At 60.4% G+C, this 26,444-nt stretch carries 21 protein-coding genes; 8 read left to right on the top strand and 13 right to left on the bottom strand.

The window, feature by feature from the left end; translation table 11 throughout:
- Positions 1 to 25 precede the first annotated feature (25 nt).
- Positions 26 to 247, bottom strand: a complete 222-nt coding sequence (locus ACP7EG_RS04700; RefSeq protein ID WP_099763274.1) for a hypothetical protein — start codon at positions 245 to 247, stop codon at positions 26 to 28.
- Positions 248 to 497: 250 nt separating this feature from the next.
- Here ACP7EG_RS04700 and ACP7EG_RS04695 point away from each other — a divergent pair, with 250 nt between their 5' ends.
- A complete protein-coding gene (locus tag ACP7EG_RS04695) occupies positions 498 to 1,109 on the top strand; it encodes a 1-acyl-sn-glycerol-3-phosphate acyltransferase (RefSeq protein WP_426086629.1) in 612 nt (203 codons plus the stop codon).
- Here ACP7EG_RS04695 and ACP7EG_RS04690 read toward each other — a convergent pair.
- The 12 genes from ACP7EG_RS04690 to tssK form a co-directional block, all read right to left on the bottom strand.
- The gene (locus tag ACP7EG_RS04690; protein WP_426086628.1) at positions 1,106 to 1,666 is read right to left on the bottom strand and encodes a HupE/UreJ family protein; all 561 of its coding nucleotides are present in this window, start codon (positions 1,664 to 1,666) and stop codon (positions 1,106 to 1,108) included. The two genes, ACP7EG_RS04695 and ACP7EG_RS04690, sit on opposite strands and share 4 nt — an antisense overlap.
- Positions 1,663 to 2,301: an urease accessory protein UreG gene (gene ureG / locus ACP7EG_RS04685; RefSeq protein WP_100873508.1), complete on the bottom strand. Its 639-nt coding sequence runs from the start codon at positions 2,299 to 2,301 to the stop codon at positions 1,663 to 1,665. The genes ACP7EG_RS04690 and ureG overlap by 4 nt, the downstream gene beginning before the upstream one ends.
- A gap of 22 nt (positions 2,302 to 2,323) precedes the next feature.
- A complete protein-coding gene (locus ACP7EG_RS04680; RefSeq protein ID WP_426087134.1) occupies positions 2,324 to 3,004 on the bottom strand; it encodes an urease accessory protein UreF in 681 nt (226 codons plus the stop codon).
- Positions 3,004 to 3,528 carry an urease accessory protein UreE gene (gene ureE, locus ACP7EG_RS04675; RefSeq protein WP_426086627.1) on the bottom strand — a complete coding sequence of 175 codons (525 nt, stop codon included), beginning with the start codon at positions 3,526 to 3,528 and terminating at the stop codon, positions 3,004 to 3,006. Before ureE ends, ACP7EG_RS04680 begins: the two co-directional genes overlap by 1 nt.
- Positions 3,529 to 3,541: 13 nt before the next feature.
- Positions 3,542 to 5,242, bottom strand: coding sequence for an urease subunit alpha (ureC, locus tag ACP7EG_RS04670; RefSeq protein WP_426086626.1), 1,701 nt, complete (start codon positions 5,240 to 5,242; stop codon positions 3,542 to 3,544).
- A gap of 1 nt (position 5,243) precedes the next feature.
- Entirely contained in the window at positions 5,244 to 5,573 is a 330-nt protein-coding gene (locus tag ACP7EG_RS04665; protein ID WP_071076649.1) for an urease subunit beta, read from the bottom strand.
- A 30-nt stretch (positions 5,574 to 5,603) separates the two neighbouring features.
- Entirely contained in the window at positions 5,604 to 5,906 is a 303-nt protein-coding gene (locus ACP7EG_RS04660) for an urease subunit gamma (protein ID WP_426055246.1), read from the bottom strand.
- Between the two features lie 21 nt (positions 5,907 to 5,927).
- Positions 5,928 to 6,770, bottom strand: coding sequence for an urease accessory protein UreD (locus ACP7EG_RS04655; protein WP_426086625.1), 843 nt, complete (start codon positions 6,768 to 6,770; stop codon positions 5,928 to 5,930).
- A gap of 160 nt (positions 6,771 to 6,930) precedes the next feature.
- Positions 6,931 to 9,135: an EAL domain-containing response regulator gene (locus ACP7EG_RS04650; protein ID WP_426086624.1), complete on the bottom strand. Its 2,205-nt coding sequence runs from the start codon at positions 9,133 to 9,135 to the stop codon at positions 6,931 to 6,933.
- Positions 9,136 to 9,310: 175 nt separating this feature from the next.
- Entirely contained in the window at positions 9,311 to 11,476 is a 2,166-nt protein-coding gene (locus ACP7EG_RS04645) for a sensor histidine kinase (RefSeq protein WP_426086623.1), read from the bottom strand.
- On the bottom strand, positions 11,473 to 14,553 hold the full coding sequence (locus ACP7EG_RS04640) for a response regulator (protein ID WP_426086622.1): 3,081 nt from the start codon (positions 14,551 to 14,553) through the stop codon (positions 11,473 to 11,475). The genes ACP7EG_RS04645 and ACP7EG_RS04640 overlap by 4 nt, the downstream gene beginning before the upstream one ends.
- Before the next feature lie 162 nt (positions 14,554 to 14,715).
- Complete coding sequence (tssK, locus tag ACP7EG_RS04635; RefSeq protein ID WP_426086621.1) at positions 14,716 to 16,062, bottom strand: type VI secretion system baseplate subunit TssK; 1,347 nt, start codon at positions 16,060 to 16,062, stop codon at positions 14,716 to 14,718.
- Between the two features lie 174 nt (positions 16,063 to 16,236).
- Here tssK and tssF point away from each other — a divergent pair, with 174 nt between their 5' ends.
- The 7 genes from tssF to ACP7EG_RS04600 all read left to right on the top strand — a co-directional run bounded on the left by tssF (position 16,237) and on the right by ACP7EG_RS04600 (position 26,434).
- A complete protein-coding gene (gene tssF / locus ACP7EG_RS04630) occupies positions 16,237 to 18,042 on the top strand; it encodes a type VI secretion system baseplate subunit TssF (RefSeq protein ID WP_426086620.1) in 1,806 nt (601 codons plus the stop codon).
- A complete protein-coding gene (gene tssG, locus ACP7EG_RS04625) occupies positions 18,006 to 19,031 on the top strand; it encodes a type VI secretion system baseplate subunit TssG (RefSeq protein WP_426086619.1) in 1,026 nt (341 codons plus the stop codon). The genes tssF and tssG overlap by 37 nt, the downstream gene beginning before the upstream one ends.
- Positions 19,032 to 19,059: 28 nt before the next feature.
- On the top strand, positions 19,060 to 19,314 hold the full coding sequence (locus ACP7EG_RS04620; RefSeq protein ID WP_426086618.1) for a PAAR domain-containing protein: 255 nt from the start codon (positions 19,060 to 19,062) through the stop codon (positions 19,312 to 19,314).
- A 12-nt stretch (positions 19,315 to 19,326) separates the two neighbouring features.
- Positions 19,327 to 21,924 carry a type VI secretion system Vgr family protein gene (locus ACP7EG_RS04615; protein ID WP_426086617.1) on the top strand — a complete coding sequence of 866 codons (2,598 nt, stop codon included), beginning with the start codon at positions 19,327 to 19,329 and terminating at the stop codon, positions 21,922 to 21,924.
- Entirely contained in the window at positions 21,921 to 23,843 is a 1,923-nt protein-coding gene (locus tag ACP7EG_RS04610; RefSeq protein ID WP_426086616.1) for an esterase/lipase family protein, read from the top strand. Before ACP7EG_RS04615 ends, ACP7EG_RS04610 begins: the two co-directional genes overlap by 4 nt.
- Positions 23,840 to 24,952: a T6SS immunity protein Tli4 family protein gene (locus tag ACP7EG_RS04605; RefSeq protein ID WP_426086615.1), complete on the top strand. Its 1,113-nt coding sequence runs from the start codon at positions 23,840 to 23,842 to the stop codon at positions 24,950 to 24,952. The genes ACP7EG_RS04610 and ACP7EG_RS04605 overlap by 4 nt, the downstream gene beginning before the upstream one ends.
- A 354-nt stretch (positions 24,953 to 25,306) precedes the next feature.
- Positions 25,307 to 26,434, top strand: coding sequence for a T6SS immunity protein Tli4 family protein (locus tag ACP7EG_RS04600; protein WP_426086614.1), 1,128 nt, complete (start codon positions 25,307 to 25,309; stop codon positions 26,432 to 26,434).
- The last annotated feature ends 10 nt before the right edge of the window (positions 26,435 to 26,444 follow it).

The raw sequence follows: 26,444 nt of genomic DNA, 5'->3' as shown, positions 1-26,444 counted from the left end.
GCACGTCGTCGCTGTTGCCTGCCCTTCAGCGCCATCGGCGCCGGGCCGGCCGGGCCGGACGGCGCGCCTGTACGCTGCTGAACACACGGCGTATCACCTCGGCCGGCACCGCGTGCTCACGCAAGTAAGCTGTCGCCACCGTCCGCCCGAGGGCGTGATGAAACGCCACGCCACGCTCGACGAGCTCGGCCATCACTTTGTCCGTTCGGACATGCTCCCCACGTACATCCTCGATACTGTTTTTCATGCCATGGCTCCCTGTCGGGTGGATCAATGCTGCATCAAGTTTTGACCACATTGTGTGCATTTAGTGCCCGCCACAGTGGCAAAGCATCGTTAAAATAGCAGCAACAGCCGGCTCGACACCGCATGGATAGCGACCTCGGCTGCTTGTCGCCACCGCCAGCCCCGTATAGAATGCCTGCGCAGAATTTTTGCTTCAAGGAAAATGGCCAGCAGCGCCATCCGATTAAAAACAGTGTCACTGAAGGGTATCAATGGACGATTTATTTGTACAAGCGGGCGACTTGCCGACCTGGCACCAGCGCTGCGCGTTGCGCGTGCTGGGGCTGTTTGGCTGGCGCATGCGCTTCCGTCCCCTGCCGGGGCCGCGCGGCATCGTCGTCGTCTACCCGCACACGTCGAACTGGGATTTCATGGTGGGCCTGTTCGGCAAATGGGCACTGTCGCTGCCGTTCCGCTGGCTGGCCAAGGACTCCTTGTTCCGCGGCCCGATGGGCAAGGTGCTGCGCTACCTGGGCGGCGAACCCGTCGACCGCAGCACCACCAGCGGCACGATTCAACGCCAGGCCGAGCGCATGCTGGCCGCCGACTGGTACTGGCTGGCCATCACGCCGGAAGCGACGCGCAGCTACCGCCCGAACTGGAAAAGCGGCTTTTATCACCTGGCCCTGGCTGCCAAGGTGCCGCTGTTGCTGGTGTATATCGACTACCCGAACAAGGTGCTGGGCGTCGTCGACCATATCTACTTGACGGGCGACAAGGAGGCCGACATGGCCGCCATCGCCGCCGTGTATGCGGGCCATCAGGGCTTGCACCCGGAAAAGGCGGCGCCCATCGTGCTGTCCGAGAAGCGCCCCGGCTCTTAGTTCACTCCCATCAGCACCACGCCGGCGGCCGTCAAGGCCACGCCGGCCACGCGCAGCACGCGCCCGGCCAGCACCTGGCCGGCGAAACGTCCCGCACACAGCAGCATGGCCGAAGCGAGCAGGAAGCCGCACGCGGCCGAGGCAGCCGGTAATTCCTGTCCATGCGCATTGCCATGCGCCAGCGCAAACACACCCACGAGCAGCATGCCGAGCCAGTTCGGCAGAGTCAGCGCCAGCGCGATGGCCAGCCCCACCAAGGCCACCGTAGCGGCGATGCCCGTTTCCAGACCGGGCACCGTCAAGCCCGCCATGCCGGCCAGCGCGCCGAGCAGCATCATGCCAAGAAAAGTGGCGGGCTGGGCCAGGCCACGGCGCTGCTGCCCGCCCCAGAGGCCCACGCCCAGCATGGCCAGCAAATGGTCGATGCCCGTGAACGGATGGGCGAAACCGGCCAGAAAACCCACGCTGTCGCCATGGCCGGGGTGGGCCATGGCGGGCAGCGCCAGCAGGCACAGTGCCGCCACGGCGGCCGTTTTTGTCATCAGTCTTGCGCTCATTGCAGCTCCTTGCCTGGTTGATCGAGCAAACCTTGCTCGCGAATAAAATCGATGACCACCTGCACGCCGTCGCCGCTGCGCAAGTTGGTAAACACGAAGGGGCGCTCGCCGCGCATGCGCCTGGCGTCCTGCGCCATCACGTCGAGATTGGCGCCCACGTACGGCGCCAGGTCCGTCTTGTTGATAATGAGCAAATCGGAGCGCGTGATGCCGGGCCCGCCCTTGCGCGGGATTTTTTCGCCGCCCGCCACGTCGATCACGTAAATCGTCAGGTCCGACAGTTCTGGGCTGAAGGTGGCGGCCAGGTTATCGCCGCCCGATTCGACCAGGATCAAGTCGAGATGCGGAAAATCTGCCTGCATGCGCGCAATCGCTTCCAGGTTGATCGACGCGTCTTCGCGAATCGCCGTGTGCGGGCAGCCGCCCGTCTCCACGCCCATCAAACGCTCGGCCGGCAAGGCGTCGGCGCGCAGCAGGATTTCCATGTCTTCCTTGGTGTAGATGTCATTCGTGATGACGGCCATGTCGTAGCGCTCGCGCATGCCCTTGCATAGCATTTCGCACAGTGCCGTCTTGCCCGAGCCGACCGGGCCGCCGATGCCTACGCGCAGGGGATTGGAGGTAATCGATGTCATGTTTGCTCTCTCATTGAATAGTTCAGGAACGGTACAGGCGGCTGTACTGCACTTCGTGCCGCATCGACAGCAGCGACAGGCCCGGTGCCCAGTTGCCCATCTCGTCGTCTTGCAAGGTTTGCGCCGTCAGCGCCGCCGCTTCCAATTCCGGGCGCAGCGACAACAGCAAACGCTGGCCCGCCACCTGCCCCAGCGGCACGGACTTCACGCAGACGAGCACCTGGTTTTCCGCCCAGGCAAACAGCATGGCCAGCAGCGCCTCTTCGCGCGGAATCGCCAGCGCCGCCACGGCGCAGGCATAGGCCGTGGGCAGCGCCACTTCCGGCTGCCCCTGCAGCATGTCGATCAACACGCCGTCGGCCACGCCCAGTTCGGCCAGCAATTTGGTCAAGGAATACCCCATCTGGATGGTTTCTGCGCGAAATTCCGCCGTATCGCGCGAAGCGATGAAACGCTCGCTCCAGCGCTGCAGGGCGCACAGATCCTGTGCTGCAAAGGCCTGCATCAAGCGCCAGCACAGGGGCGCTTCCCAGCGCGCCACCACCAAGGTCAGATGCTCGGCGATCCACGCGCGCGCCGTGGCCGCGTCGTGCACCAGGCCGGATTCGAGCGCTGCTTCCAGCCCCTGCGAATAGCTGTAGGCGCCGATCGGCAGGGCCGGGCTGGCGAACTGCAGCAAATGCAGCAGGGCCGACGCCTGCATCATGCGGCGCCTGGCACATCGCCGGGACGGTGGATTTTCTGCCGCAGCGGCACGGGTGCCAGCAAGTGCTGGCCGTGGCCGTCGTGGTGGCCATGGCCGCCGCCATACGCGCCCGCCTCCGGCTCGAACGGCGCGCCTTCCTCCGTCACGGTCGCCTGCAAGCCTTGCAGCATCTCTTTTAAAACGGGGTCTTTGCGGATGCGCAGAAAGCCGTTGCCCACCTGCGCCTGCGTGTGGCGATTCCCCAAATGAAAAGCGCAGCGCAGCAGGGTGTGCGCATCCGCGCAGCGTACCAGGTAGGTCGGTTCGCGCGCGGCGACGATCTGCACCACCTGCCCTTCCGGCCCCGTCATGCGCTCGCCGTCGCGCAGCACCGTGCCGCGCACGGTGAACACGGCCACCTCGTCGCCATTCGACAGCACGGCGCGCAGCCGGCATTTTTCGCGCTGGTCGTAGGGCAGCACCAGTTGAGCAACGGCGGCGCGAGTATCGTCAGCCGCCAGTTTGGTATGCAAAGTCAGCATGCTTGTCTCCTGCTTAAAATAGAAAATAGCGCTGCGCCATCGGCAGCACGGCGGCGGCCTCGCACACCAGCAGCTGGCCGTCGGCGCGCACGGCGTAGGTTTCCGGGTCCACTTCCATGTGTGGCGTGGCGCTGTTATGGATCATGTCGTGCTTGCGCAAGCCGCGCATGTTTTTCACGGCGATGACGGATTTATTCAGTTTGAGTTGATGCCCGATATCGAGGTCGTAGGCCGCCTGCGAGACAAAGGTGAACGACTTTTTCAGGCCGCCGCCGAAGGCGCCGAACATCATGCGGTAATGCACGGGCTGCGGCGTGGGAATCGAGGCGTTCGGGTCGCCCATCTGCGCGGCGGCGATCATGCCGCCCTTTAAAATCATCGATGGCTTGACGCCGAAAAAGGCCGGCTTCCACAGCACGAGGTCGGCGATCTTGCCCGCCTCGATGGAACCAACCACATGGGAAATCCCATGCGTGATGGCCGGATTGATCGTGTACTTGGCGATATAGCGCTTGGCGCGGAAATTGTCGCTGCGCGCCGTGTCGGGCGCCAGCGGCCCCCGCTGCACCTTCATCTTGTGCGCCGTCTGCCAGGTGCGCATGATCACTTCACCGACACGCCCCATGGCTTGCGAGTCGGACGACATCATCGAAATGGCGCCGATATCGTGCAAAATGTCTTCGGCGGCGATGGTTTCGCGGCGGATGCGCGACTCGGCAAACGCCACGTCTTCGGCAATCGCAGGGTCCAGGTGGTGGCACACCATCAGCATGTCCAGGTGCTCGTCGAGCGTGTTGACGGTAAACGGCCGCGTCGGGTTGGTCGACGACGGCAAGACGTTGGACTGGCCCACGGCGGCGATGATGTCGGGCGCATGGCCGCCGCCCGCCCCTTCCGTGTGAAAGGTGTGGATGGTGCGGTCCTTGAAGGCGGCCAGGGTGTGCTCCAGAAAGCCGCCCTCATTCAGGGTATCGCTGTGCAGCGCCACCTGCACGTCCATGCGGTCGGCCACGGACAGGCAGTTGTCGATGGCGGCCGGCGTGCTGCCCCAGTCCTCGTGCAGTTTCAGGCCGATGGCGCCCGCGCGCACCTGCTCTTCCAGCGGCAGCGGCAAGCTGACGTTACCTTTTCCCATGAAGCCCAGGTTCATCGGGAAGGCGTCGGCGGCCGCCAGCATGGCGTGCAAATGCCATGGTCCCGGCGTGCAGGTGGTGGCGGCCGTGCCCACGGCCGGTCCCGTGCCACCGCCCAGCATGGTGGTCACGCCGCTCATCAACGCTTCCTCGATCTGCTGCGGACAGACGAAGTGGATGTGCGTGTCGACGCCGCCGGCCGTGACGATCAGGCCCTCGCCGGCGATGATTTCCGTGGCGCCGCCGATGGGCAAAGTCACGCCGGGCTGGATGTCCGGGTTGCCCGCCTTGCCGATGCCGAAGATCAGGCCATTTTTCAGGCCGATATCGGCTTTCACGATGCCCCAGTGGTCGAGGATGACGGCATTCGTGATGACGGTATCCATCACCTCGGCCGCGCAGCGCTGCGACTGGCCCATGCCGTCGCGGATCACCTTGCCGCCGCCGAATTTCACCTCTTCGCCGTAGATCGCATAGTCATGCTCGATCTCGATGAACAATTCCGTGTCGGCCAGGCGGATGCGGTCGCCCTTGGTGGGGCCGAACATTTCGGCATACGCGCTGCGGGGAATGCTGGCCATCTCAATCCTTTCCTGGTGGAGTGTCTTGCAGGTCACCCATCACTGCGCCATTGAAGCCGTAGACCTTGCGTTCGCCCGCCAGCGCCACCAGTTCCACCGTGCGTTGCTGGCCAGGTTCGAAGCGCACGGCCGTGCCGGCCGTGATATTGAGGCGCATGCCGTAGGCGCGCCAGCGCTCGAAGGCCAGCGCCGGATTGACTTCAAAAAAGTGAAAGTGCGAGCCCACCTGGATCGGCCGGTCGCCCCGGTTGGCCACCACCACGGTGGCCGTGGCGCGCCCGGCATTCAAGCTGATTTCGCCTTCTTCCAATTTGTATTCACCTGGGGTCATGACCGGCTCCTGTAAATGTCGCTTGTGTGGTTAGGGTATCGGGTGGTGCACGGTCACCAGCTTGCTGCCATCGGGGAAGGTCGCTTCCACCTGGATATCGGGGATCATCTCGGCGATGCCGTCCATGACGTCGGCGCGCGAGAGTATTTTGCTACCGTCCGACATCAGCTGCGCCACCGACTTGCCATCGCGCGCGCCTTCCATGATGGCGGCGCTGATCAGGGCCACCGCTTCCGGATAATTCAATTTCAAGCCGCGCGCCAGGCGCCGTTCGGCCAGCAGCGCGGCCGTAAAAATGAGCAGCTTGTCTTTTTCGCGGGGAGTCAGGTCCATGGTTTTCCTTGTCTTTCCTGTTCAAGTGTTCCAGATGCGGGGCACGACGGCGTCGCGCCCCAGCATGGCGGGGCGCAGCAGAAGCCAGGCGGCCAGCATGATCCGGCGCGCCGCCTCGCTGTCGCCGCACAGCAGGCGCACTACCACCAGCGCTTTCATGTGCGTGGCGCCAAACACGGCGCCGGCCGGCACGGCGATCTCGCGCACGGCCGCCAGTACTGATGGAGAAACGGGTGTGCCGACGGCGATCAGGGTGGCGCATACCGTGTGGCCGGCCAGCCCCAGGGGACTGGCCATCAGGGCGCCGCCTCCCGCCAGCACGCCCTGCTCCCACCACAGCAGCTTGCCGCCACGGCGGATCTGCACCTGCTGGCTGATGCTGCCCGTGTTGAAAACTTCGCCCGAGGCGCTGCGGCCCAGGCAGACGATGTCGCAGCCGATGTAGCTGGCGTCCTGCGCCAGTTCCACTTCATGGCGCAGGTGCACGCAAGCCCGGTCGAAGAAAATGCTTTCCTGCGGCAGCCACTCGATGGCGGCGCCGGTACCGGCGCGCAGCACGATGTGCTGACCCGAGACGTGGCCATTCGCGCGGTACCACTTGGCGGCCCCCGGCGAGGTCAGCAAGGCATGCGCGCCTGCGCCCACCGTGGCGTCGACGGCCAGCTGGTCGCCGCCCACCACGCCGCCGGGCGGATGGATGATGATGGCGTGGCAGACGGCATCGCCTTCCGGGTACAGGGGCTTTTGCACGCGCAAAGGACCGCGATGCGTGCGCTCGACGAGGCGGCTGACGCCATCGTGCAGCGCAAAGCCCAGGCGCAAATGCGCCTGCCAGGCGCCGTGTGCGCTGGACTGTGAAGGCATGGCTGGATGGGTACTGTCTGGCATGCGGGGCAATCGCGTAAATAAGCGATTACCTAAGCAGGATATGTGCCAGCGTCAGGGGATGGAAAAGTGAGAATCCTGCACCGCGCTGCTGCGAATGCACCGGCATGGTGCAGCGGCCGCACCGCGGCGTGTATGCTCAGGCCACAGCCAGGGTGCGCCGCTCACGCAGCAAGGCCGTGAATGGTGCGGCAGCCAGGGGCCGGCTGAAATAATAGCCCTGCATTTCGTCGCAGCCGTGTTCCGTCAGGAAGTCCACCTGTTCGCGCGTTTCCACGCCTTCGGCGATGACGCGCATGTCCAGGTTGTGTGCCAGCGAGATGACGGAACGGGCGATGGCCGCATCGCTGCTGCTGGTGGTGACGTCGTCGACGAAGGATTTGTCGATCTTCAGCACATCGATGGGAAAACGCTTCAGGTAGCCCAGGCTGGAATAGCCGGTGCCGAAGTCGTCGAGCGAAATACCCACGCCGATATCCTTCAGGCGCGTGAGCGCCGCCACCGCCTTGTCAGGGTCGCCCATCACCGTGCTTTCCGTGATCTCGATGCCGAGGCAGGCGGGCGCGATGCCGTATTTACGCAATACGGCCTCGACGAAAGGCACCGTGCGATCCTGCGCGAACTGTTTACCGGACAGGTTGACAGCCACCTTGATGCTGCCCAGGCCTGCGTCGTGCCAGGCGCGGATCTGCGCGCAGACGCTTTCCAGCACCCATTCGCCGATGGCCGTGATCAAGCCGTACTCCTCGGCCAGCGCGATGAACAGGCCGGGCGACACCTTGCCCAGCACCGGGTTCTCCCAGCGCAGCAGGGCTTCCGCGCCCAGCAAGGTGCCCGTGCGCAAGCACATCTGCGGCTGGTAGTGCACTGCGAATTCATCGCGGCAGATGGCGCCGCGCAGCTGCTGCTGCATGGCCAGGCGGGCGCGGATATCGCTGCCCATGCGCTCCGTGAAGAAGGCGTAATGGTCGCGCCCCATTTCCTTGGCGCGCACCAGGGCCGTGTCGGCGTGGCGCAGCACGTCATCGAGGCTGTCGCCATCGGCCGGGCACATGGCGATGCCGATGCTGGTGGTCAGCGCCAGGCGCTCGCCACCAACACTGAGCTCTTCGCGCAAGCCGGCCAGAATGGTTTGCGCCAGCGCCAGCGTGCGGCCCAACAGGGCATCGTCCTGCAGCAGGATCTGGAATTCGTCGCCGCCCTGGCGTACCACGGTGTCGCCCTCGCGCACGCAGCCGGAGAGGAAACGCGCCACCACTTGCAGCGCCTTGTCGCCCACGGCCTGGCCGTGCGAATCGTTGATGTTCTTGAAGCGGTCCAGATCCAGGCACATCAGCACCACTTGCTGGCTGTCGCGCAGGGCGTTCGCGCGCGCCTGTTCGAAACGTTCGCGCAGCAGCACGCGGTTTGGCAAACCCGTCAGCGCGTCGTGGTAAGAGAGGAAATCGATCAAGTGCTGCTCGGCCTTGCGCTCGCTGATATCGAGGAAGACGCCCACATAGTTGACGACGGCGCCATCGGGCCCGTACACGGTGGACGCACTGAGCAAACAGGGATAGGTGTCGCCGCTCTTGCGCCGCGTTTGTACTTCGCCCGACCAGCAGCCGCTGCTGCGCAAGCCTTGGCGCAGGGCCTGCAACACCGCTTCGCCCGTGTGTCCGGCATGCAGGCGCATGATGTCCGTGCCCACCACTTCCTGCGCCGCGTAGCCGGTGATGCGTGTAAAGGCGGGATTGGCCGTGACGATGGTGCCGGCCGGATCGGTGATCAAAATGGCGTCCTGGGTGGCTTCGAAGACCTGGCCCGACAGGCGCAGCAATTCCTCATTGGCGCGGCGGATCTGCACTTCGCGCGCCAGGGTGCTGGCCACCTGTTCCAGTTCGGCCGTGCGTTCGGCCACGCGCCGCTCCAGGTTGGCGCGCTCCTGCGCCAACTGCAGCTGCGCCCGCGCCAGGCGCACGTGCGCGTCGGTACGGGCGAGGATTTCCTCGGCCTGGAAGGGCTTGGCGATGAAATCGACGGCGCCCAGCGCAAAGCCGCGCACCTTGTCGTCCGTATCGTACTGGGCCGACAGGAAGATCACCGGCACCTGGCGCAGGGACGGTATCTCCTTCAGGCGGCGGCAGACTTCAAAGCCGTCGAGGCCCGGCATGCGCACGTCGAGCAGAATCAGCTCCGGCGGGCGCGCCTGGGCCGTCCACAGGGCCAGTTCACCGTTCGGCGCCTGACGCACCGCATAGCCGGCGCCGCCCAGCAAATCGCTCAACAACTTCAGCGAAGCCGGCGTATCTTCAACGATCAGTACTTCGCCCTTCGAATTCACTTCCGAAAAATCGCGGTGCATGTAGCAGTTCTCTCAGCTTTGGATGAGGCGCGGCGCTCGATTGCCACGCTGGACAAGACATTTCTTTGCGATGAACTACGTACTATCATCATAATCTTTATTGCAATTTAGCACCATCCATCCACGGCACTTAGTCCGTCTTTTCATCGAATCCGATGTTGTCAGTCCACACTTTTCAAGCGCGCACCAGCGCGCCCTCGCTCTCCAGCAAGACGCATAGCTGACGGTACTGGTGCTGCTCCAGCATGGCCTGCAGCGGCGCCAGCAACGGCGCCGCCGACGCCGGCAGGGCCGCCAGCAGCTGCGCCACCCTGGCCAGATTCAATTCGCGCAGCGCCACCAGCAAGGCGGCGCGCTCTGCTCCGGCCAGCAACAGCAAGTCTTGCGCCTGCAGTGCCGGCAGCACTGCCGCCTGCGCCGGCATGGCCGGCGGCGCGGGAGCCTGCACTGGCGCCTGCGCCGCCTGCGCGGGTATGCTGAAACGGAAGGTGGCGCCCTGCCCCGGCATGGACTCCAGCGTCAGTTCGCCTTTCATCAACTGCACCAATTCGCGCGAGATGGCCAGGCCCAGGCCCGTGCCATCCTTCGGCCCCGCGCTGTCGGCCTGCACGAAGGGCTCAAAAATGCGCTGCTGGTCTTCCAGGGCGATGCCGATGCCCGTGTCGCTGACGGCGAACGACAGGCGCCACGTGGCGTCATCAAGCCGCTCGCCGCGCACGCGCAAGGTAACCTCGCCGCTGCCGGCGAACTTGACGGCATTCGACATCAGGTTCAACAGCACCTGGCGCAAGCGCGTCGCATCGAGCAGCACCGCCGCCGGCAGGTCCGCGCAATCGAGGCGCAGGGCCAGCCCCTGCTGCTCGGCGCGCATGCCCAGCATGTCCATCACTTCCTGCAACAGGGGCGCCAGCGCCACCACAGTCGCCTGCGCCTGCAAGCGCCCCGCCTCGCCCTTCGACAGTTCGAGGATTTCATTGATCAGGGCGAGCAAATGATTGCCGGAGCGGTGGATGATGGCCAGGTTGCGCTTTTCATCGTCCTGCATGTTGGGCGAGGCGGCCATCAGGCGCGAAAAGCCGATCACGGAATTCAAGGGCGTGCGCAGTTCATGGCTCATGTTTGCCAGGAAGGTACTCTTGGCGCGGTTCGCCGCCTGCGCCTGGCTGACGGCTACCGACAGGGCGCTCGTGCGCTCGGCCACCAGTTCTTCCAGGTGGTGGCGGTGGCGCAGCAGTTCCAGTTCGGCCTCGCGGTGCGCCGTGATATCGTAGTTGGAGCCCACCAGGCGCATGGGCAAGCCCCGCCCGTCGCGGAAGATCACGGCGTCGGCCTTGATGTAGCGGATGGCGCCATCGGGCCACAGGATGCGGTACTCGTGCGTGAACGCCTGGCCGGCGCCCAGCGCGGCGCGCAGGGCCTCCTTGGCCGCCGGCACGTCGTCCGGCATCAGCGCCGCGCGCCAGATCGCCGCCGGCGACATGCTGCTGGCCGCATCGGCCTTGAACTGCGCGTACATCTGTTCATCCCATTGCAATGCGTCGCTGTTGACGTTCCAGTCCCAGATGCCGATGCTGGCCGCGCCGGTGGCCATCTGCACGCGCTCCTCGCTGCGCTGCAGGGCGCGGTAACGGCTGTCGAGCAGCGCCACCATGTCGCGGATGGAGCGGTACAGGGTGCGCAGCTCACCCAGAAACCACGCTTTCGGCGGCGTGCCGAACGCTTCGCCCTGCCCCGCCTTGACGCCGGCCGCGTACTGGCCGATGGCCTTCAACGGCTTGAGCATCAGACACCACAGGAGCAGCCAGATACAGGCCACGAGGATCACGTCGAGCGCCACGATCATGGCGCCGATGCCCAGCGCGCGCTGACGCAGCTGCGCGTGCAGCAGGGCCGGCGTGGCATACACGGCAACGCTGCCGATGACTTGTCCGCCTGCCGTCACGGAGCGCCGCTGCACCAGCCAGTCCGCTTCGACCGATAACGCGGCGAGGCTCTCGATGGCGCCGTCCGCGGTGCGGCGCAGGACCAGGGCCTCCTTGCCAATGCCCGGCGTGAGGGAACTGGCCACCAGTTCGCGCTTGCCCAGCATGCTGCGCATGATGGCCTGCATCTGCTTTTCATCCAGGTTCCACAAGGGCAGTTCGATGGCCACGGCCAGCTGGTCCGCGCTGACGGCCAGGCTGCGATGCAGCTGCTGCCAGCGCTGCTCGCGTTCGGACTGGTAAAACAGCACGGCAAACACCAGCAGCAGCGCGGTGACGACACAGGTCAGCGCCACGCTGACGGCCAGCACGATGGATACGCTGCCCAGGTGCCAGCCCTTGGGTAGGTGAAAAGTCATGCGTCTTCGCCCTGCGGTTCGCTGGCCAGCTGCGCCAGCAAGGCGCACAGCGGCTGGTACTGGTGCTGTTCCAGCATGGCGGCGATGTGCGCGGACAGCTGCGGCAGGCCGGTCGCCACGCTGGCCAGCACGATGGCGCTGCGCCGCAAATCGAGGGCCTGCACGGATTCGAGCAGCGCCTGCCGTTCGGCCGCGCCCAGCTGGCCCAGCGCCTGCTGCAAGTCAAAGGCTGGCGCCGGCACGCGCGGCGGCGCGGCGGTGGTGCGCTGGAAGCGCACGCCCAGTTGCTGCTCCAGCATGGCGAACAGGTGTTCCTGCTCGATCGGCTTGCGCAGGAAGCCGTCGGCGCCGGCTGCCAGCGCCTCCTGCTTTTCTTCTTCGAAGGCGGAGGCGGTCATGATCACCAGGCGCGGCTGCACCAGCGCCGGCTGCGCGCGCAGCCAGCGCGTCAGCGCCAGGCCATCCATGTCCGGCATGCGCCAGTCGCTCAGCACCATGTCATAGCGCTGCGCCGCCAGCATGGTTTGCGCCTGCGCGCCGCCCGCCGCTTCCTGCAGATGGAAACCCAGCGGCGCCAGCAAGCCGGCCAGCAGCTTGCGGCAGTTGTCGTCATCGTCGACCAGCAGCACCATGCGCCCGCGCTGACCCGGCGGCAGGCGCGCCACGCGGCCCGGCGCCAGCGCCGCGATGGCCGGCTGCTGCAGCACCGGCGCGCGCAGGTCAAAACGGAATACGGAGCCGGCCCCCAAGGTGGAGTCGACGCGCAGCTCGCCGCCCATCAGGCGCACGAATTCGCGCGAAATGGTCAGCCCCAGTCCCGTGCCGGCCTGCGCCACGGCGCTGTCGGCCTGCACGAACGGTTCAAAGATGCGCTCCAGGTCCGCTTGCGCGATGCCGCTGCCCGTATCGCGCACGGCGAAGGCCAGCGCCATCTGCCCACCTTCCGTCGCCTGGCACGCCAGCGACAAGGTCACGCTGCCCTGCTCGATGAACTTGAGCGCGTTCGACAGCAAATTGAGCAGCACCTGGCGCAGCTTGGCGCCATCGAGGCGCACCAGCGGCGGCACGCCGGAACGTTCGAGCTGCAGCGCGATGCCCTGGTCGCTCGAGCGCATGCGCACCATCTCGAGCACCTCGTCGAGCAAGCCATTCAAGTCCACGGGTCCCGTTTGCAGCTGCATGCGGCCCGCTTCGATTTTCGACAGTTCGAGGATGTCGTTGATCAAGGTCAGCAAATGATGGCCAGCGCGGTTGATGATGGCCAGGTTATGCTTTTCTTCCTCGAACATGCTGCTCGAATCGGCCATCATCTGCGAAAAACCGATCACGGAATTCAAGGGCGTGCGCAGTTCGTGGCTCATGTTGGCCAGGAAGACGCTTTTCGCGCGATTTGCCGATTCGGCCTCGGTGACGGCCACGGACAGGGCCGCCGTGCGCTGCTGCACCAGTTCTTCCAGGTGGTCGCGGTAGCCAAGCAATTCCTGCTCGCCGTGTTTGCGCTCGGAAATGTCGACGATGCCGCTGCGCACCAGGCGCCGCCCTTCCATGGGCAATTTGACCAGCCGCACCTCGCAGGGAAAAATGCTGCCGTCGGCACGCCGCACATTGCGCTCCACCAGGATAGGCTCGCCCAGCATGGCGCGGCGCAGATGCTCTTCCATCATCAGCCCCAGCGGCAAGCCATCGGGCTGCTTGCCGGTATACAGGTCGAACGGCCCGCGTGCCAGCAGCGCTGCGCGCGACAGGCCCAGCATGCGCTGCGCGCTGCTGTTGGCGTCGACGAAGCGGTCCAGGTCCAGGTCGTACACCAGGATGGCTTCCGGCGCATGCTCGACCAGGATGCGGAAGCGCTGCTCGCTCTCGCGCGCTTCGCTCTCGGCGCGCCGCAGGCGCCGCCGCTGTAGCAGCAAGGCGCTCAGCAAGCCGGCCATCACGATAAAAACGCCGCCCACCAGCAGCACGGCGACGCGGTGTTCATGCCACAGTTGCGGCGGCCGGTTGAGGAACAGCGTGTGCGGCGGCAGCCGGCTGATGTCGGCATCCCAGCGCTGCAGCTGTTCCCAGTCGTACATGGGCACCGGGCGGGCCGGCGGCAGCAAGGCGCCCGGCGCGGCGGGCGCCTTGCCATCCAACACGGCCAGCGACATCTGCGCCACCTGCTGCGCGGCCTGTTCGATGTGCAGGATGGAGCCACCCAGGATGCCCTTGCCGACCGTCGCGTTGTACATGCCGAAGGTGGGCACATTCGCCAGCCGCGCCAGCTGCACGGAAAACGGCACGGGCGTGGCGATGATGCCGGCCACGTCGCGGTTGACATTGCCGGCCACCAGCACGCTATCAGCGGGCAAGTGCGCCACCGCCGCGCGCATCTGCTCCAGGGTCAGGTCATCGAGGTAGCGCATGGCCAGCTTGCCCTGCCACGCCAGCGCCGCCTGCTGCATATTGCGCTTCAAGGCCTGGTCGGCCTCGCTGGTGCCGACGGCCATGACGATGGTTTTGGTCTCCGGGAACAGCGCCATGGCTTGCGCCAGCGTGCCGGGAAAATCGACATTCGCCTTTTGCTGCCAGATGGCAGCCGGACTGCCCGCCGGCAAGGCCTTGCCCGAGGTGTTAATCGCCAGCACGGGCACGCCGCGCGCCAGCGGCGCCAGGTCCGACAGCAAAAAATCGAGCGCGGGCTGCTGCATGGCGATGATCAGGTCGGCCTTGCGCCCCATCATCTGGGTGTATCTTAAAAGCAACAAATCACGCATTTCGTTGCGCAGCGCCGGGTCGCCCTGGGTATTCAGGTTCAGGTGTTCGACCATGATGTCTTCGCTGGCCAGGCCTGCGGCCACCATGGCGGTCACATAGGTACGCGTGTACGATTCCACGCCGGCGCGGCCATAATCGTAAGCGTTGAGGAACAGCACGCGCTGACCCTGGTGCGGCGGCGCGACGCTGGGCGCCGCTGCCGGCAAGGCGGCGCAGGGCGCGGTGACACACAACGCCAGCAGCAATGCGCGGCAGCAGCGGCGCACCGCTGCCCTGCCCTGCCCACCGCCCGGCCGCAAGCCGCCCGGCAGATCACGCATCATTCGCCATGCCCATGCTCACTCCCGCCTGTCACCATGTTTCACCCATGCGCTGGCTGATCAGCCACCGACACTTACAAAAACATGATAACGTCAACTGCAGGGGCAAGTCTATTCCTTAGGGCAATCTTTTGACAACCCACCCACTCGCCATGCCAAGCTTCGTTACGCGGCGGTACCGCTGATACCGAATAATTCCAGCTTCAGCCCTTTTATGCCAGACGGCACATAGATCGCAATCGCCTGGGCCTTGATCATGCTGTCATAAATACTGCCCTTGCCAGCGATGGAAAAATAATATGTGTTCGGCCGCACCGGCACTTCAGCAGGAACCTGGGCCATATGACGCAACTCGGCACCCGGAAGTGCCCGGCTCAGTAATAGCTCGATATTGTCCGGAGATGAAATCTTGAACTGCAACGGCACCGTGGCGACCAGTTCCAGCGCCGGCATATCGGCGTTTACCGCAAGACAGAGTTCGGTCTGGCGGTCAATCCGCTTGGCATCGAGCAAGCCGTGATAGTGGGTGTTTTGTTGCGCGTCGTTGGACAGCGCAATCGGGAAGTAGCGCGACAGGAGTACCGTATCGATCAGGTCGCGAATGATGCCATCAAGCTTGCCGAAACCGGGAGCCGCGTCATCATGAGAATATGCCGGCAAGTCGTTCAGTGTGTATTTTTTCGAAAACGTCATCAAGCCACCGGCCAATGCCATCAATTTTTCAAACAAATACACGGGATGGTGGCGCCGGTAACTGGCGCAATGACTGAGCGTGGCGCTGGCCGTGCTCAATGTATTGAGCATCCAGAACGAGGAAACATCGCCGCCATGAAATTCCACCGTATTGTTACCGGGCTGGCGGTGGCGGCTGTACAGCGCTTCAATTTTCGCGCCCATGCGATCGATCAGCGACTCGAGCATTTTCTGCAGCGAAGACTCGGCGCTGATGGTCAGGCCAGGTGGAATGAAGGAAGTATCGACTTCGAAGCCGCCGTTGCCGGCACGGTACAAACGAATCACCGGGATGGCAAGGTAATCATTCAGGGGGGCCAGTTGCGACAGCAGGTACACGCGTTTTTTCAGGTAAGCCACCTCGATGCTGACTGCTTCGCTGTACAGATCCGGAGTCTCGATATCCGCCTGGACATAGCGCGCGCCTGCAGAGCTCACATTGCCGCCATGTGCCTGCAGCGCCGGTAGCGCGGCATAAAAAGTGAAACTATGTTCGCTGGAAGGCAGCTTGGACAGGTCAACGGCACTGGGCAATATATCGCCAAGCGGCGCCTCAAACAGTTCTCCATCCTGAAAGACGAGCGACATGGCGTCCGCCCGCAAGCTATTGTTGGCCAGTGCATCCGCATTCCAGCTGACGCCATGCACGCCCCATAAATGGGGATTAATCAACGAGGCCAGACGCTGCAGGCGCGCTTCATGGTAGCGGTCCAGTTGCTGGAATTGCTGGGGACCGATGGCCAGGCCTTCGGACCAAAGTAATTTGGATGGCAATGTCATGGCGTTCTCCATGTTGACCGTTGGAATCATGCTGCCTTGCCAGTCTGATGTTGTTAGCTTGGAAGCCCTTGATGTTGCGCAGCACCCTGTTCAATTACTTGCGCAAACGCAATTTACCTTTGAGAAAACGCTTGGATACTGGTCATTCCAGCGCAAAGACACAGGAAAAAAGAGATGGAGGATTTGCTGCCGTATTTCGAGCGAGAGCTGGTGATGCTGCGGCGACATTGCCGGGAGTTTGCCGACCGCTATCCGAGAATCGCCGGCAAATTGCACATGTCCGGCGAAGCTTGCGAAGATCCGCACGTCGAACACCTGATCGAATCGGTGGCCATGCTGGCGGCACGCATCTCAAAACGTCTCGATGACGACTATCCGCAATTTACCGAAGCCTTGTTCGAAGCCCTGTTCCCACACTATCTGCGGCCCTTTCCATCGTGCAGCATCGTGCACCAGCCCGCCCCGGCGGCCGGAGCGGGCATATTGCACCTGCCAGCCGGCAGTGAAATGGATGCAACGCCCGTGCGCGGCGTGCGCTGCCGCTTCAAAACGGTCTACGACATGACGACAGGAGCATCGGTACTGGAAAGCGCGGCTTTCGATGCCATGATCAAGGCACCGCCAGGCGTACGCCTGCCAGCATCAGCGACTTCCTCGCTGAACATCGGCATCCGGCATCTCGACGCGGCACCCGCATCGCTGCGCGTTTTCGTCGATGGCGAAGCGTCTTTTTCCGCCGCATTGCGCGATGCCTTGTTCATGCATACCGTCTGCGCTTTCGTGTCGAGCGACACGCTGCAATGGATGGCCTTGCCCGCCGTGCCTGTGACGCCCGTCGGCTTCGCCGACACGGATGGCTTGATACCTTTCGGTGCGCGTTCGCAGCCAGCCTACCGCGTGCTGAGCGAGTATTTTGCGTATCCGGAAAAATTCAATTTCTTTGACATCGATATCGCGGCGCTGAGTGCCGCCCTGCCGCCTGCTTGCCAGCGCTTTACCCTGCATCTGTGCATGGCCGGTTTGCGGCCCGATTCCGCTGCGGCGCGCATGTTGTCCAGCATTTCCAGCGAAAACTTGAGGCTGGGCTGCAGTCCGGCGGTCAATCTCTTCCTCCAGGAAGGCGTGCCGATTTCCGTCACCCGGCAGAAAACCGACTACTCCGTGCTGGCCCATGCTACCCATGCGCATGGCTATGAAGTCGTCTCCGTCGATGCGGTGCGTTTGTTGCGCCAACGGGGAGGCGAAAGCACGCTGACCGAATTTCGCCCCCTGTACAGCCTGCGCCATGGCGAGGGCACGGCGCAACAGGGCCATTACTGGGTCATGCGCCACGATACGGCTTTGGCCATCAAAAGTCCTGGCCACGAAAAGAAAATCACGCTGGTCGATAGCGACTTCAATCCCTTGATCCATGAAAAGGCCAGCTTGTCGCTGTCGCTGACGTGCAGCAACCGCGATCTCCCGCTGTCGCTCAAATACGGCCAGCCGCAAGGAGACTTGCAACCGTGCGGCGGCGGCCCCATGCTGCACATGCTGCGACGCCCCAGCCAGCCGCGCCGCTTTTCGCCGGGCGCGGGCCTGCACTGGCGCCTGATTTCGCACCTGGCGCTGAATCATCACGCGCTGGTCCAGGAGGGCCTGCCGGCGCTGCGCGAAATGCTCACGCTGTATGACTTGTCCCAATCGGCAAGCTCGCAACGCCAGATCGGCGGCATCGCCGCGCTGGCGCACTCGCCGACCACGACATGGCTGCGGCACAAGCGCGGCACCTCGCTGGCGCATGGCGTGGAGGTGCGTATCACGCTGGACGAGGAAGCGTTCGTCGGCAGCGGCATGCACCTGTTTGTGCAAGTGATCGATCACTTCCTTGGGCTGTATGTACAAATCAACAGTTTTATCGAACTGGTGGTGCTGTCACTGCAAAGTGGAGAGGAGCTGATCCGATGCAAACCAAGAAGCGGACTGCAGAATCTGGTGTGATCCAGCACTTGCTGGCCGAGCCATACCGCTACCAGTTCATCCAGGCGGTGCGTATTCTGCTGTGCTGGCTACGCAGCCAGAACGTGTCCCATGTGCAAGCTTTCGGCCAGGTATTGCGCTTCAAAAACAGCTTGTCCTTGCGTTTTCCCGCCAGTGAAATCGAACAGCTTTCGCTTGACGAGAATGAACAGCTGGCCCTGATACCGACGTTCATGCGTTTTCTGGGCGTCGGCGGCACCTTGCCCTTGCATCACTCGGAACGCATCGCCGCCTACCGCTTGTCGAGCAAGGATGCCGGCGTCTCGGCCTTTCTCGATATCTTTTCGCACCGCATGGTCGCGCTGTATTACCAGGCGTGGGAAAAGTATCGGCTGGAATCGACGCTCCAGACCCAGGCAACCGATGCACAATTGCCTTTGCTGCTGGCACTGGCCGGCGTGCGGCGCACTGCGCTGCCGCCGAGGGCTGAACCGGATGCCGTGACGCAGGACGTCGCGGCCTGGTACGCGGGTCTGCTGCGCTGCCGTCCCGTCTCCGCGCAAGCGATTGGCCGCGTGCTGACCGAATACTGCGGCGTACCCGTCACCTTGCAACAATTTGTCGGTGGCTGGGACTATCTGGAAAAAAACCGGCGCAGCCAGCTAGGCAGTGTCAATTTTACGCTGGCGCGCGGCGCAACGCTGGGCCTGCGGCTGTGGCGCCAGGACATGCGCATCTGCCTGCATATCGGGCCGCTGGATCCCGCTGGCCTGCAACGTTTCCTGCCGCGCAGCGCAGGTGCGGCGGCCCTGGCAAAGATGCTGACGCTGTTTGGCGTGCCGGACTTGCAATATGAAGTGCGGCTGATATTGAGTCCGCCATGCATTACCCCCCTGCTCCTGAGCGCCAACCCGTCAGAAAGACGGCGCCTTGGCTGGACGACGTTCTTGCAAACGGCACAAGGCAAGGCAGGCGGTGCCGAAGTACCTTATTTGCTGCAACTGGCTTGAGCAGTCATCCCTGGAAAGCGAGGCAAGCATGAAACATGCGGGACGCGGCGTCATCCGGCTCGGAGACGCAACCGATCATGGCGGCAAGGTCACCAGCGCATCATCCGGCACCACCGTGATGGGGAAGACGGCGGCGCTGGCCGATGACACAACCTTCTGCCCCAAGTGCAAGGGCAGCTTTCCCATCAAGCCGGACGGCGCCGGCGCAAAACACATGGGCAAGCCGTACGCCTATGACGGCGATGCCACCGCCTGCGGCGCCCACCTGATCACATCGCTATAACGGAGGCAGGCCATGCATGCAAGCATCCAGGCGGCGCTATCGGCCTTCGACCTCGCCGCGCAAGAGCGGCGCCTGCTGAAGATCGAGTTCCCCCATGAAGATGGACCGGCCGGCGCCATCCTGCTGGTCAATTCTCTGACTGCAAGCGAAGAGGTATCGCGCGACTTCCGTTTCGAAGCCGAATTGCTGTCCGATGACGCGCACATCGCGCTCAAGGCCATGATGGGCCGCATGGTGAGCATTTCCATGCTGCGCGACGATGGCACGCTGCGCTACTTTAACGGCTATGTGGGCGAGTTTTGCCTGCTGCGCGCCGATGGCGGCTTTGCGTGGTACCGGATGGTGCTGCAACCATGGCTGGCCTTTGCCCGGCTGCGCCAGGACAATATGTCCTTTCATGGCCAAAGCGTGATGCAGCTGACCGAGACGACCTTTACCCACTACGGGAAGCGCGACTGGAAAACCAGCATCCATGGCGACGATCCGCAAATCACCTGCGCCAATCAGCACAATGAAACCGACTACAACCACCTGCACCGGCGCTGGGAGGCATTAGGCTGGCATTACTGGTACGAACACCGCGCCGACGGGCATACGCTGTGGCTCGCAGACAACAGCACCCTGGCGGACATGATCGCCACGCTATCGGGCGACGGCGCCATGCGTTTCCACTCCGAGTCGGGCTCCATGGAAGACGATGGCCTGCAACAGTGGCAAGCCGTGCGCCGGATCGGCTCCGGGCAGCTGACCTTGGCCAGTTTCGACTATAAAAATCCGCAGCCACGCCTTGCCAGCGGCTACTCCCTGAACCGCCAGGGTGATGTATTTGCCCATGAGTTGTATGAAAACACGGGCGCCTATGGCTACAAGAATGTCGATGATGGGGAAGCTCTGGCACAACGCCGCATGGAAGAAAGCGACCATCTGCGCCAGTATTTCGAGGCAGCCGGCAATCACCGTGGCGCACAGCCCGGCCTTTGCTTCCGCCTCGATGGCCATTTCAGCGCCGAAGAAAAACGCTACCAGCCTGGCCAGGAGCGCCCTGACAGTATTGCCGAACGCGAATACCTGATCCTGTCAGTGCTGCATAGCGCCAGCAATAATTATCAGGTCGGCCCGAACGCCCCCTCCCACTATGTCAACAATATGCTGTGCGTGCGCCGGGACATCCGCTGGCGGCCGGGCCGTGGCTACAACAGCACGCCATGCATCGTTGCCGGCGTGCAGACGGCGCTGGTGGTCGGGCCGGCCGGGGAGGAAATCCATACCGATGCCCTGGGACGCATCCGCCTGCAATTTCACTGGGACCGCCTGGGTACATTCGATGAACGCAGCTCGCCATGGATAAGAGTCATGATGCCGATGGCGGGCCCGCAAATGGGGCAAATCGCCTTGCCCCGTGTAGGCCAGGAAGTCGTCGTGCAATTCCAGGACGGCAATATCGACCACCCCATCGTCATCGGCGTGGTCTACAACAGCGCCAATCCGCCGCCATGGCAATTGCCACAGCAGCGTGCTCTGTCCGGCTTGCGCAGCCGAGAACTGGGCGCCCGCAGCGCCAACCATCTCGTGCTCGACGATACCAAGGGGGAGATCCAGGCACAGCTGCGCAGCGAGCACCAGGATAGCCGGCTTTCATTGGGCAACATCACGCGCATCGACGACAACGCCGGCCGCAAGGAGGCGCGCGGTGTGGGTTTTGAACTGGCCAGCAGCGCCTGGGGCGCCCTGCGCGCAGCCAAAGGCATGCTGATCACCACCGAAACATCAACAGGAACGGGATCAGTCAAACAGCTCGACGACACACACGCCCGCCTGGCGCAGGCACGCCAACTGCAGCAAGGCTTGGCCGGCATGGCCGTCGACGCGGGTGCGCAAGACAGCGCCGCACAACAGGGCGCCGTGGCCGATTCCATCCAGCGGCAAAACGCCGCCATCAAAGGTGCCGGCGGCGATTTCCCGGAGCTGTCCGAACCACATCTACTGCTGGCCAGTCCGGCCGGCATCGAGCTGAGCACGGCCCAGTCCATCCACCTGGCCGCCAGCGAGCATGTGGCGCTTACCAGCAGCAAGCATATTTCACTCGCCAGCGGCGACAGCATGTTTGCCAGCATCGCCAGGAGCTTCAGCCTGTTCGTGCACAAGGCCGGCATGAAACTGATCGCCGCCAGCGGCAAGGTGTCCATCCAGGCCCACAGCGACGAGGTGGAAATCCTCGCCCAAAAAGTGCTGTCGCTGATCAGCGAAGCGGACTGGGTCAACATCAAGGGCAAGAAAGGCATACGCCTGCACGGCGCCAACCACATGCTGGAAATCAGCGACAAGGTGCAGTTCTTCACCTCATCCCCCGTACTCTTCAACGGCAACCTGGAAACCCTGGCGCCAAAGAGCGTGTCGCAGGAATTTAATGAACGGCCAGTAGCGCGTTTTGATCAGGCCGTTCGACTGCTGCAAGTCGATGGCACACCCGCTCCCGATATAGCTTTTGAGTTAATACGCGAAGATGGCCACAGAATCAGTGAAAAAAGTAGCAGTGACGGGCTCACCCCAGTACAGAAAGGAGACGGCATGGATAGCTACACAATACGCTATAAGGGAGAACTTCCATGAGTGACGATACGGATCTGAATGAACACGGCAATCACCAAGGCGAATTTCGGCAGACTGTTGGCGGATGGGCTGAGTACACCGTCAATATGACTGAAATAAACGACACGATTCGTCATGACGTAACCATTCCTCCTGGGAAAATAATTCCTATCATCTTTTTACCAGGCGTGATGGGTAGTAATTTACGCATGAGCAAGGTACGCCAGAAAGAGCTGGACAAAAGCGATAACATTTCCTGGAGGCCAGATGACATGATGAGCGTGGCCGGAAAATGGAGTGTCGTAGAAGGTTATGGCATCGGTGGATGGTATAAAAATGCATCACCGAGAGATCGACAGATGGCCCTCGATCCAAATGAAACCGAGGTCGAATATTATATTTACAGCACAAATCAAGGAAGATTTGAACCAAGTGGCAACATCACAGGACTTTCCGATTTTCGTCACACCAACATTCCACATGATTTTGCTGGAGTGCCGCCATTGATTGCCATTAGTCCAAGAAAAATAAAAGAGAATGCAAAGTACAACATTCCAGGAATAGTAGATACCTCCTTACCCCCAGCCTTGCGTGAAACACCGGCACAAATTGCACGTTGGCGCGGCTGGAGCGAGATACTTTTTATTGGGGCTTATGGTGAAATGCTAAAGACTGCGGAATTTTTCATGAATAACATTGTCAAAGACAAAAATATTCTTCCCCATTGGCAGATAAGAGATATTCACTCTAAGAAAAATCAAGGTCCATATCCTGAAATTTCAAAATTAGTGCTACAAGCACCCAGCGCCTTCGGTGCCACATCCGGTACTGCAATTACCGAGGCTGATCTAAAAAAAATATCTCCATGCTGGTATCCTGTTCACGCCATGGGCTACAACTTCTTGCAGAGCAATGCTACCTCTGCTGGCGTCATCGCTGAGCGGATACGTGGACTTGTCAAAGGCTATGTGGGCTGCGGATTCAAATGCGAAGAGGTCATTCTCGTCACACATAGCATGGGAGGTTTGCTTGCCCGCACCTTAATGCATCCAAGTTATGGAAATCTTGTTAACGACAAGGAAGTAAAAGTACTTGGCGTCTATCATAATGTCATGCCGTCGATAGGTGCCGCAAGCGCCTATAAACGTATGCGCTTCGGTTTTCTGGAAAAATCTGGCCCATTCAATAAAAAGACGGCACAAGTTCTGGGAATTAACGGAGAGCATGCAACTGCAATGGTAGCAAATGCTCCAGCTGCATTGGAAATGATGCCGAGCGTTGCCTACGGCGCGAATTGGCTCAAAGTCGTGGACGACAAAGATCGAATTTTATGGAGCTGGCCGCAAGAAGCTCAGAACGCACTCGATAGCATTTATCTACGACCAAGCAGTAATTGGTGGCGTCTAATTAATCCAATGTGGGTAAATTCAGCAAACATTCCCCATGAAAAAGGTGGCGGACTAAAAAATGTAACCCAGCGAATAAAAGATGCCTTTGCATTTTCACACTCCATCGAAAAATACTTCCACAAACAAACATACGCTAGTTACTGCGAATCAAAAGACTACCTGTCTTATGGCGAGGTAATCTTCAAAGTTACTGATGGCATGGGTGGTGGACTGACAGATTTTTTTAAGAAATTTACTCCTCCTCATGCAGAGAAATGGAAACTAATCAACGATGATGCAAAAGGAATCCTAACCGTTCAAACTGGATCACGCATACTAAAACTCAAGTTGCAGCCTGCAAAAGAGCTTGGAGATGAAACAGTTCCAGCAATCCGGTCTGCCCGCCATATTACAGGAAATATTTTTCGTCATGGATTAGCAGATGGTAGCGGCTATGAACACCAAAATAGTTACTTGAACAAAAACGTGCTGGCATCTATGCTTTACTCCATAATTCAAATTGCAAAATTAGCAAATTGGGATAAAAAATGAAATCAATTTTTATTAAATATATTTTAATGATTTTCATATTTTTCCCCATAATTGCTTGCACAAAAAATTCCATGATTAAGGAGGAAATTATGCCTAAAAAAACGAAATTGAATGGGCGATTGGAAAAAATGTTTTTAAAAACTAAATTATTATGTTTCGGCCGCTATGCATTGGAAGTTCCAGTCGAATCAAAACTTATTATTGGAAGCAATACTATTGACGTGGAAAAAATAACAACACATAATTTGCATTTTAAAATAGAAAAAGACATAGAAGAAATTCTTAAAAAAAACAAGAGCGCAGAAATCACATACAACCTTGAAGGCCCAATTAAAAATAGTTGGCAATTACGCTATTACAACAGCATTCATGCGAAGGAAATGAAATTTCTATTTTTTAAAACTTATATTACAAAAGGAGATTTTACATTTATTGCTGGAGATGCTGTAGATGTGGATATCGGGGAACGAGAAGAAGAAATTGCTCGTCGACAGCTGCTTCTCGCAAAAAACATACGGCTGCGTGATATGGACGAAATTCCTTCAGACCCTGGGGTTTGCTTCGAACATGGCTTCCTGGCAGAAAATTTATATAAAGAGCAAGAGATTGACAACGTCGGAATTCATTTTCCAAGTATCCCTGATATAACTTTTTCGGTGAGTTCCAATAAGGATGCATACGGCGATTACTCTTCAGAAGAATTTGAGAAGCGACTACGTGGCGAATTATCCTTGCTCAACCGCATACAGAGTGCAAAAGACATACAGGGGGCGACTTATCCCAAGCGGAACTTGTTACGCGAAGGGAAGCGGGACGTTCAGCATTGGAAGGGGGAAGAGTCACTCATCCTGCGCCCTGATGGAGTACATGATTTTGAATGGGCATTGGTAGGCAAGCCGAAAGACATCGCAAATCCATCTGTACTGGAAGTCAAGATGTACACCAAAGTCGCCCACAACATGGTCGGCGCCGCCGAAGCCGCGTCGCTGACCGACGAAGAGGCCATCGCCTTGTGGGACAAGCTGCTGTCCGGCTTGAAGTTCCGGGTGAAAGTGCCGGGTGCGCCGCCGGGCTCGTACTACATCGATCCGGACAAGCCGGCGCAGTGACGGCTAGGTAAACGCGGCATCAGCATAGCATTGACGGTCTTCACAGCGGCTCTAACGATCCATGGAATAAATTCGAGCCGCTACCTGAAAAATGGAAGTTACTTGAAGATGATAACAAGGGGCAACTCCTCGTCCAGGCCGGAGGTAAATTCTTAAAGTTAAAGCTACAAGCAGCTAATGCACGCGGTGATGGAACGATGCCGTCACCGGCACATGACAGGCACACTTTTCGTACATGGCACGACGGAAGCGAATGGTTATGACCACCAGAGCAGCTATGCCGATACAAATGTAATGGCATCCATGCTGTATTCCATCGTGCAAATTGCCAAAACGGCAAAGTGGGAGTAAGCCATGAATAATAAGATAAAGAAAACAATTTTCCTCACGATCACAGTTATTGCGACGGTATTCCTATCCGCCTACGCGAAAAAAAATTCAGCCACGGAGACCATAATGCCTGGACATTTTAAGCTTAGCAAACGCTTGGAAACACTATTTTTAAAAACAAAAATTGTATGCTTCGGACGCTATGCCCTAGAGGTTCCGCAAGAAGCACAACTCATATCAGGAGGAACAACAATTCTTTCGGAAATTAAAACCATACCAGGCGGAATAACAGAAAAAAACGAACGCATTGCAGAAGAAATTGAAAGAATAAAAAAAAGCGACCGAACATCTGAAATTATACACAATGGAAAAGGACCCATAGAAAATAGCTGGCAACTTCAATACTATGATGGAGAATTCTCCAAAGAAGGTGGGCGTTTAATATTCAAGACATACATCATAAAAGGAAACCATATATTCATTCTTGACGGATCAACACGAAAAGGTGAAGCAATAGCAGATTCCATAGGAAATCAAATGGTCCGCGCTAATAACTTACGTCTGCGCGATGAAAATGAAGTTCCCAAGGAACCAGGCTATTGCGTCAAAAATGGTTTTATGAGCGACAACAAATATGACAGTCAGGAAATGGCGGATGCAGGCCTGTATTTCCCCAGCTTTCCAGACGTGACTTTTTCCATCACTGCGAATAAAAATGCCTACGGTGACTATCCTCCTGCTGAATACGATGCAAAAGTACGTGGGAAATTATCATTACTTGCTCGCATCCAGGAAGCAAAAGACCAGCAAGGCAAGAACTACCCTCCTCGTACTCTGCTACGCGAGGGCAAGCGTGACGTGCAGCACTGGCATGGCGAGGAATCGTTGATACGGCGTACCGATGGCGTGCATGATTTTGAATGGACGCTGGTGGGTACGCCGCGCGATATCGCCTATCCAGCGGTATTGGAAGCATCCATGTACACCAAAGTCGCCCACAACATGGTCGGCGCCGCCGAAGCCGCGTCGCTGACGGACGAAGAGGCCATCGCCTTGTGGGACAAGCTGCTGTCCGGCTTGAAGTTCCGGGTGAAAGTGCCGGGTGCGCCGCCAGGCTCGTACTACATCGATCCGGACAAGCCGGCGCAGTGACGGCTGGACA

Source organism: Janthinobacterium sp. PSPC1-1 (assembly GCF_049897625.1).
GTDB lineage: Bacteria > Pseudomonadota > Gammaproteobacteria > Burkholderiales > Burkholderiaceae_D > Janthinobacterium > Janthinobacterium tructae.
The sequence above is the reverse complement of the archived record's forward strand: the minus strand, read 5'-3'. Positions and strand labels throughout refer to the sequence as shown.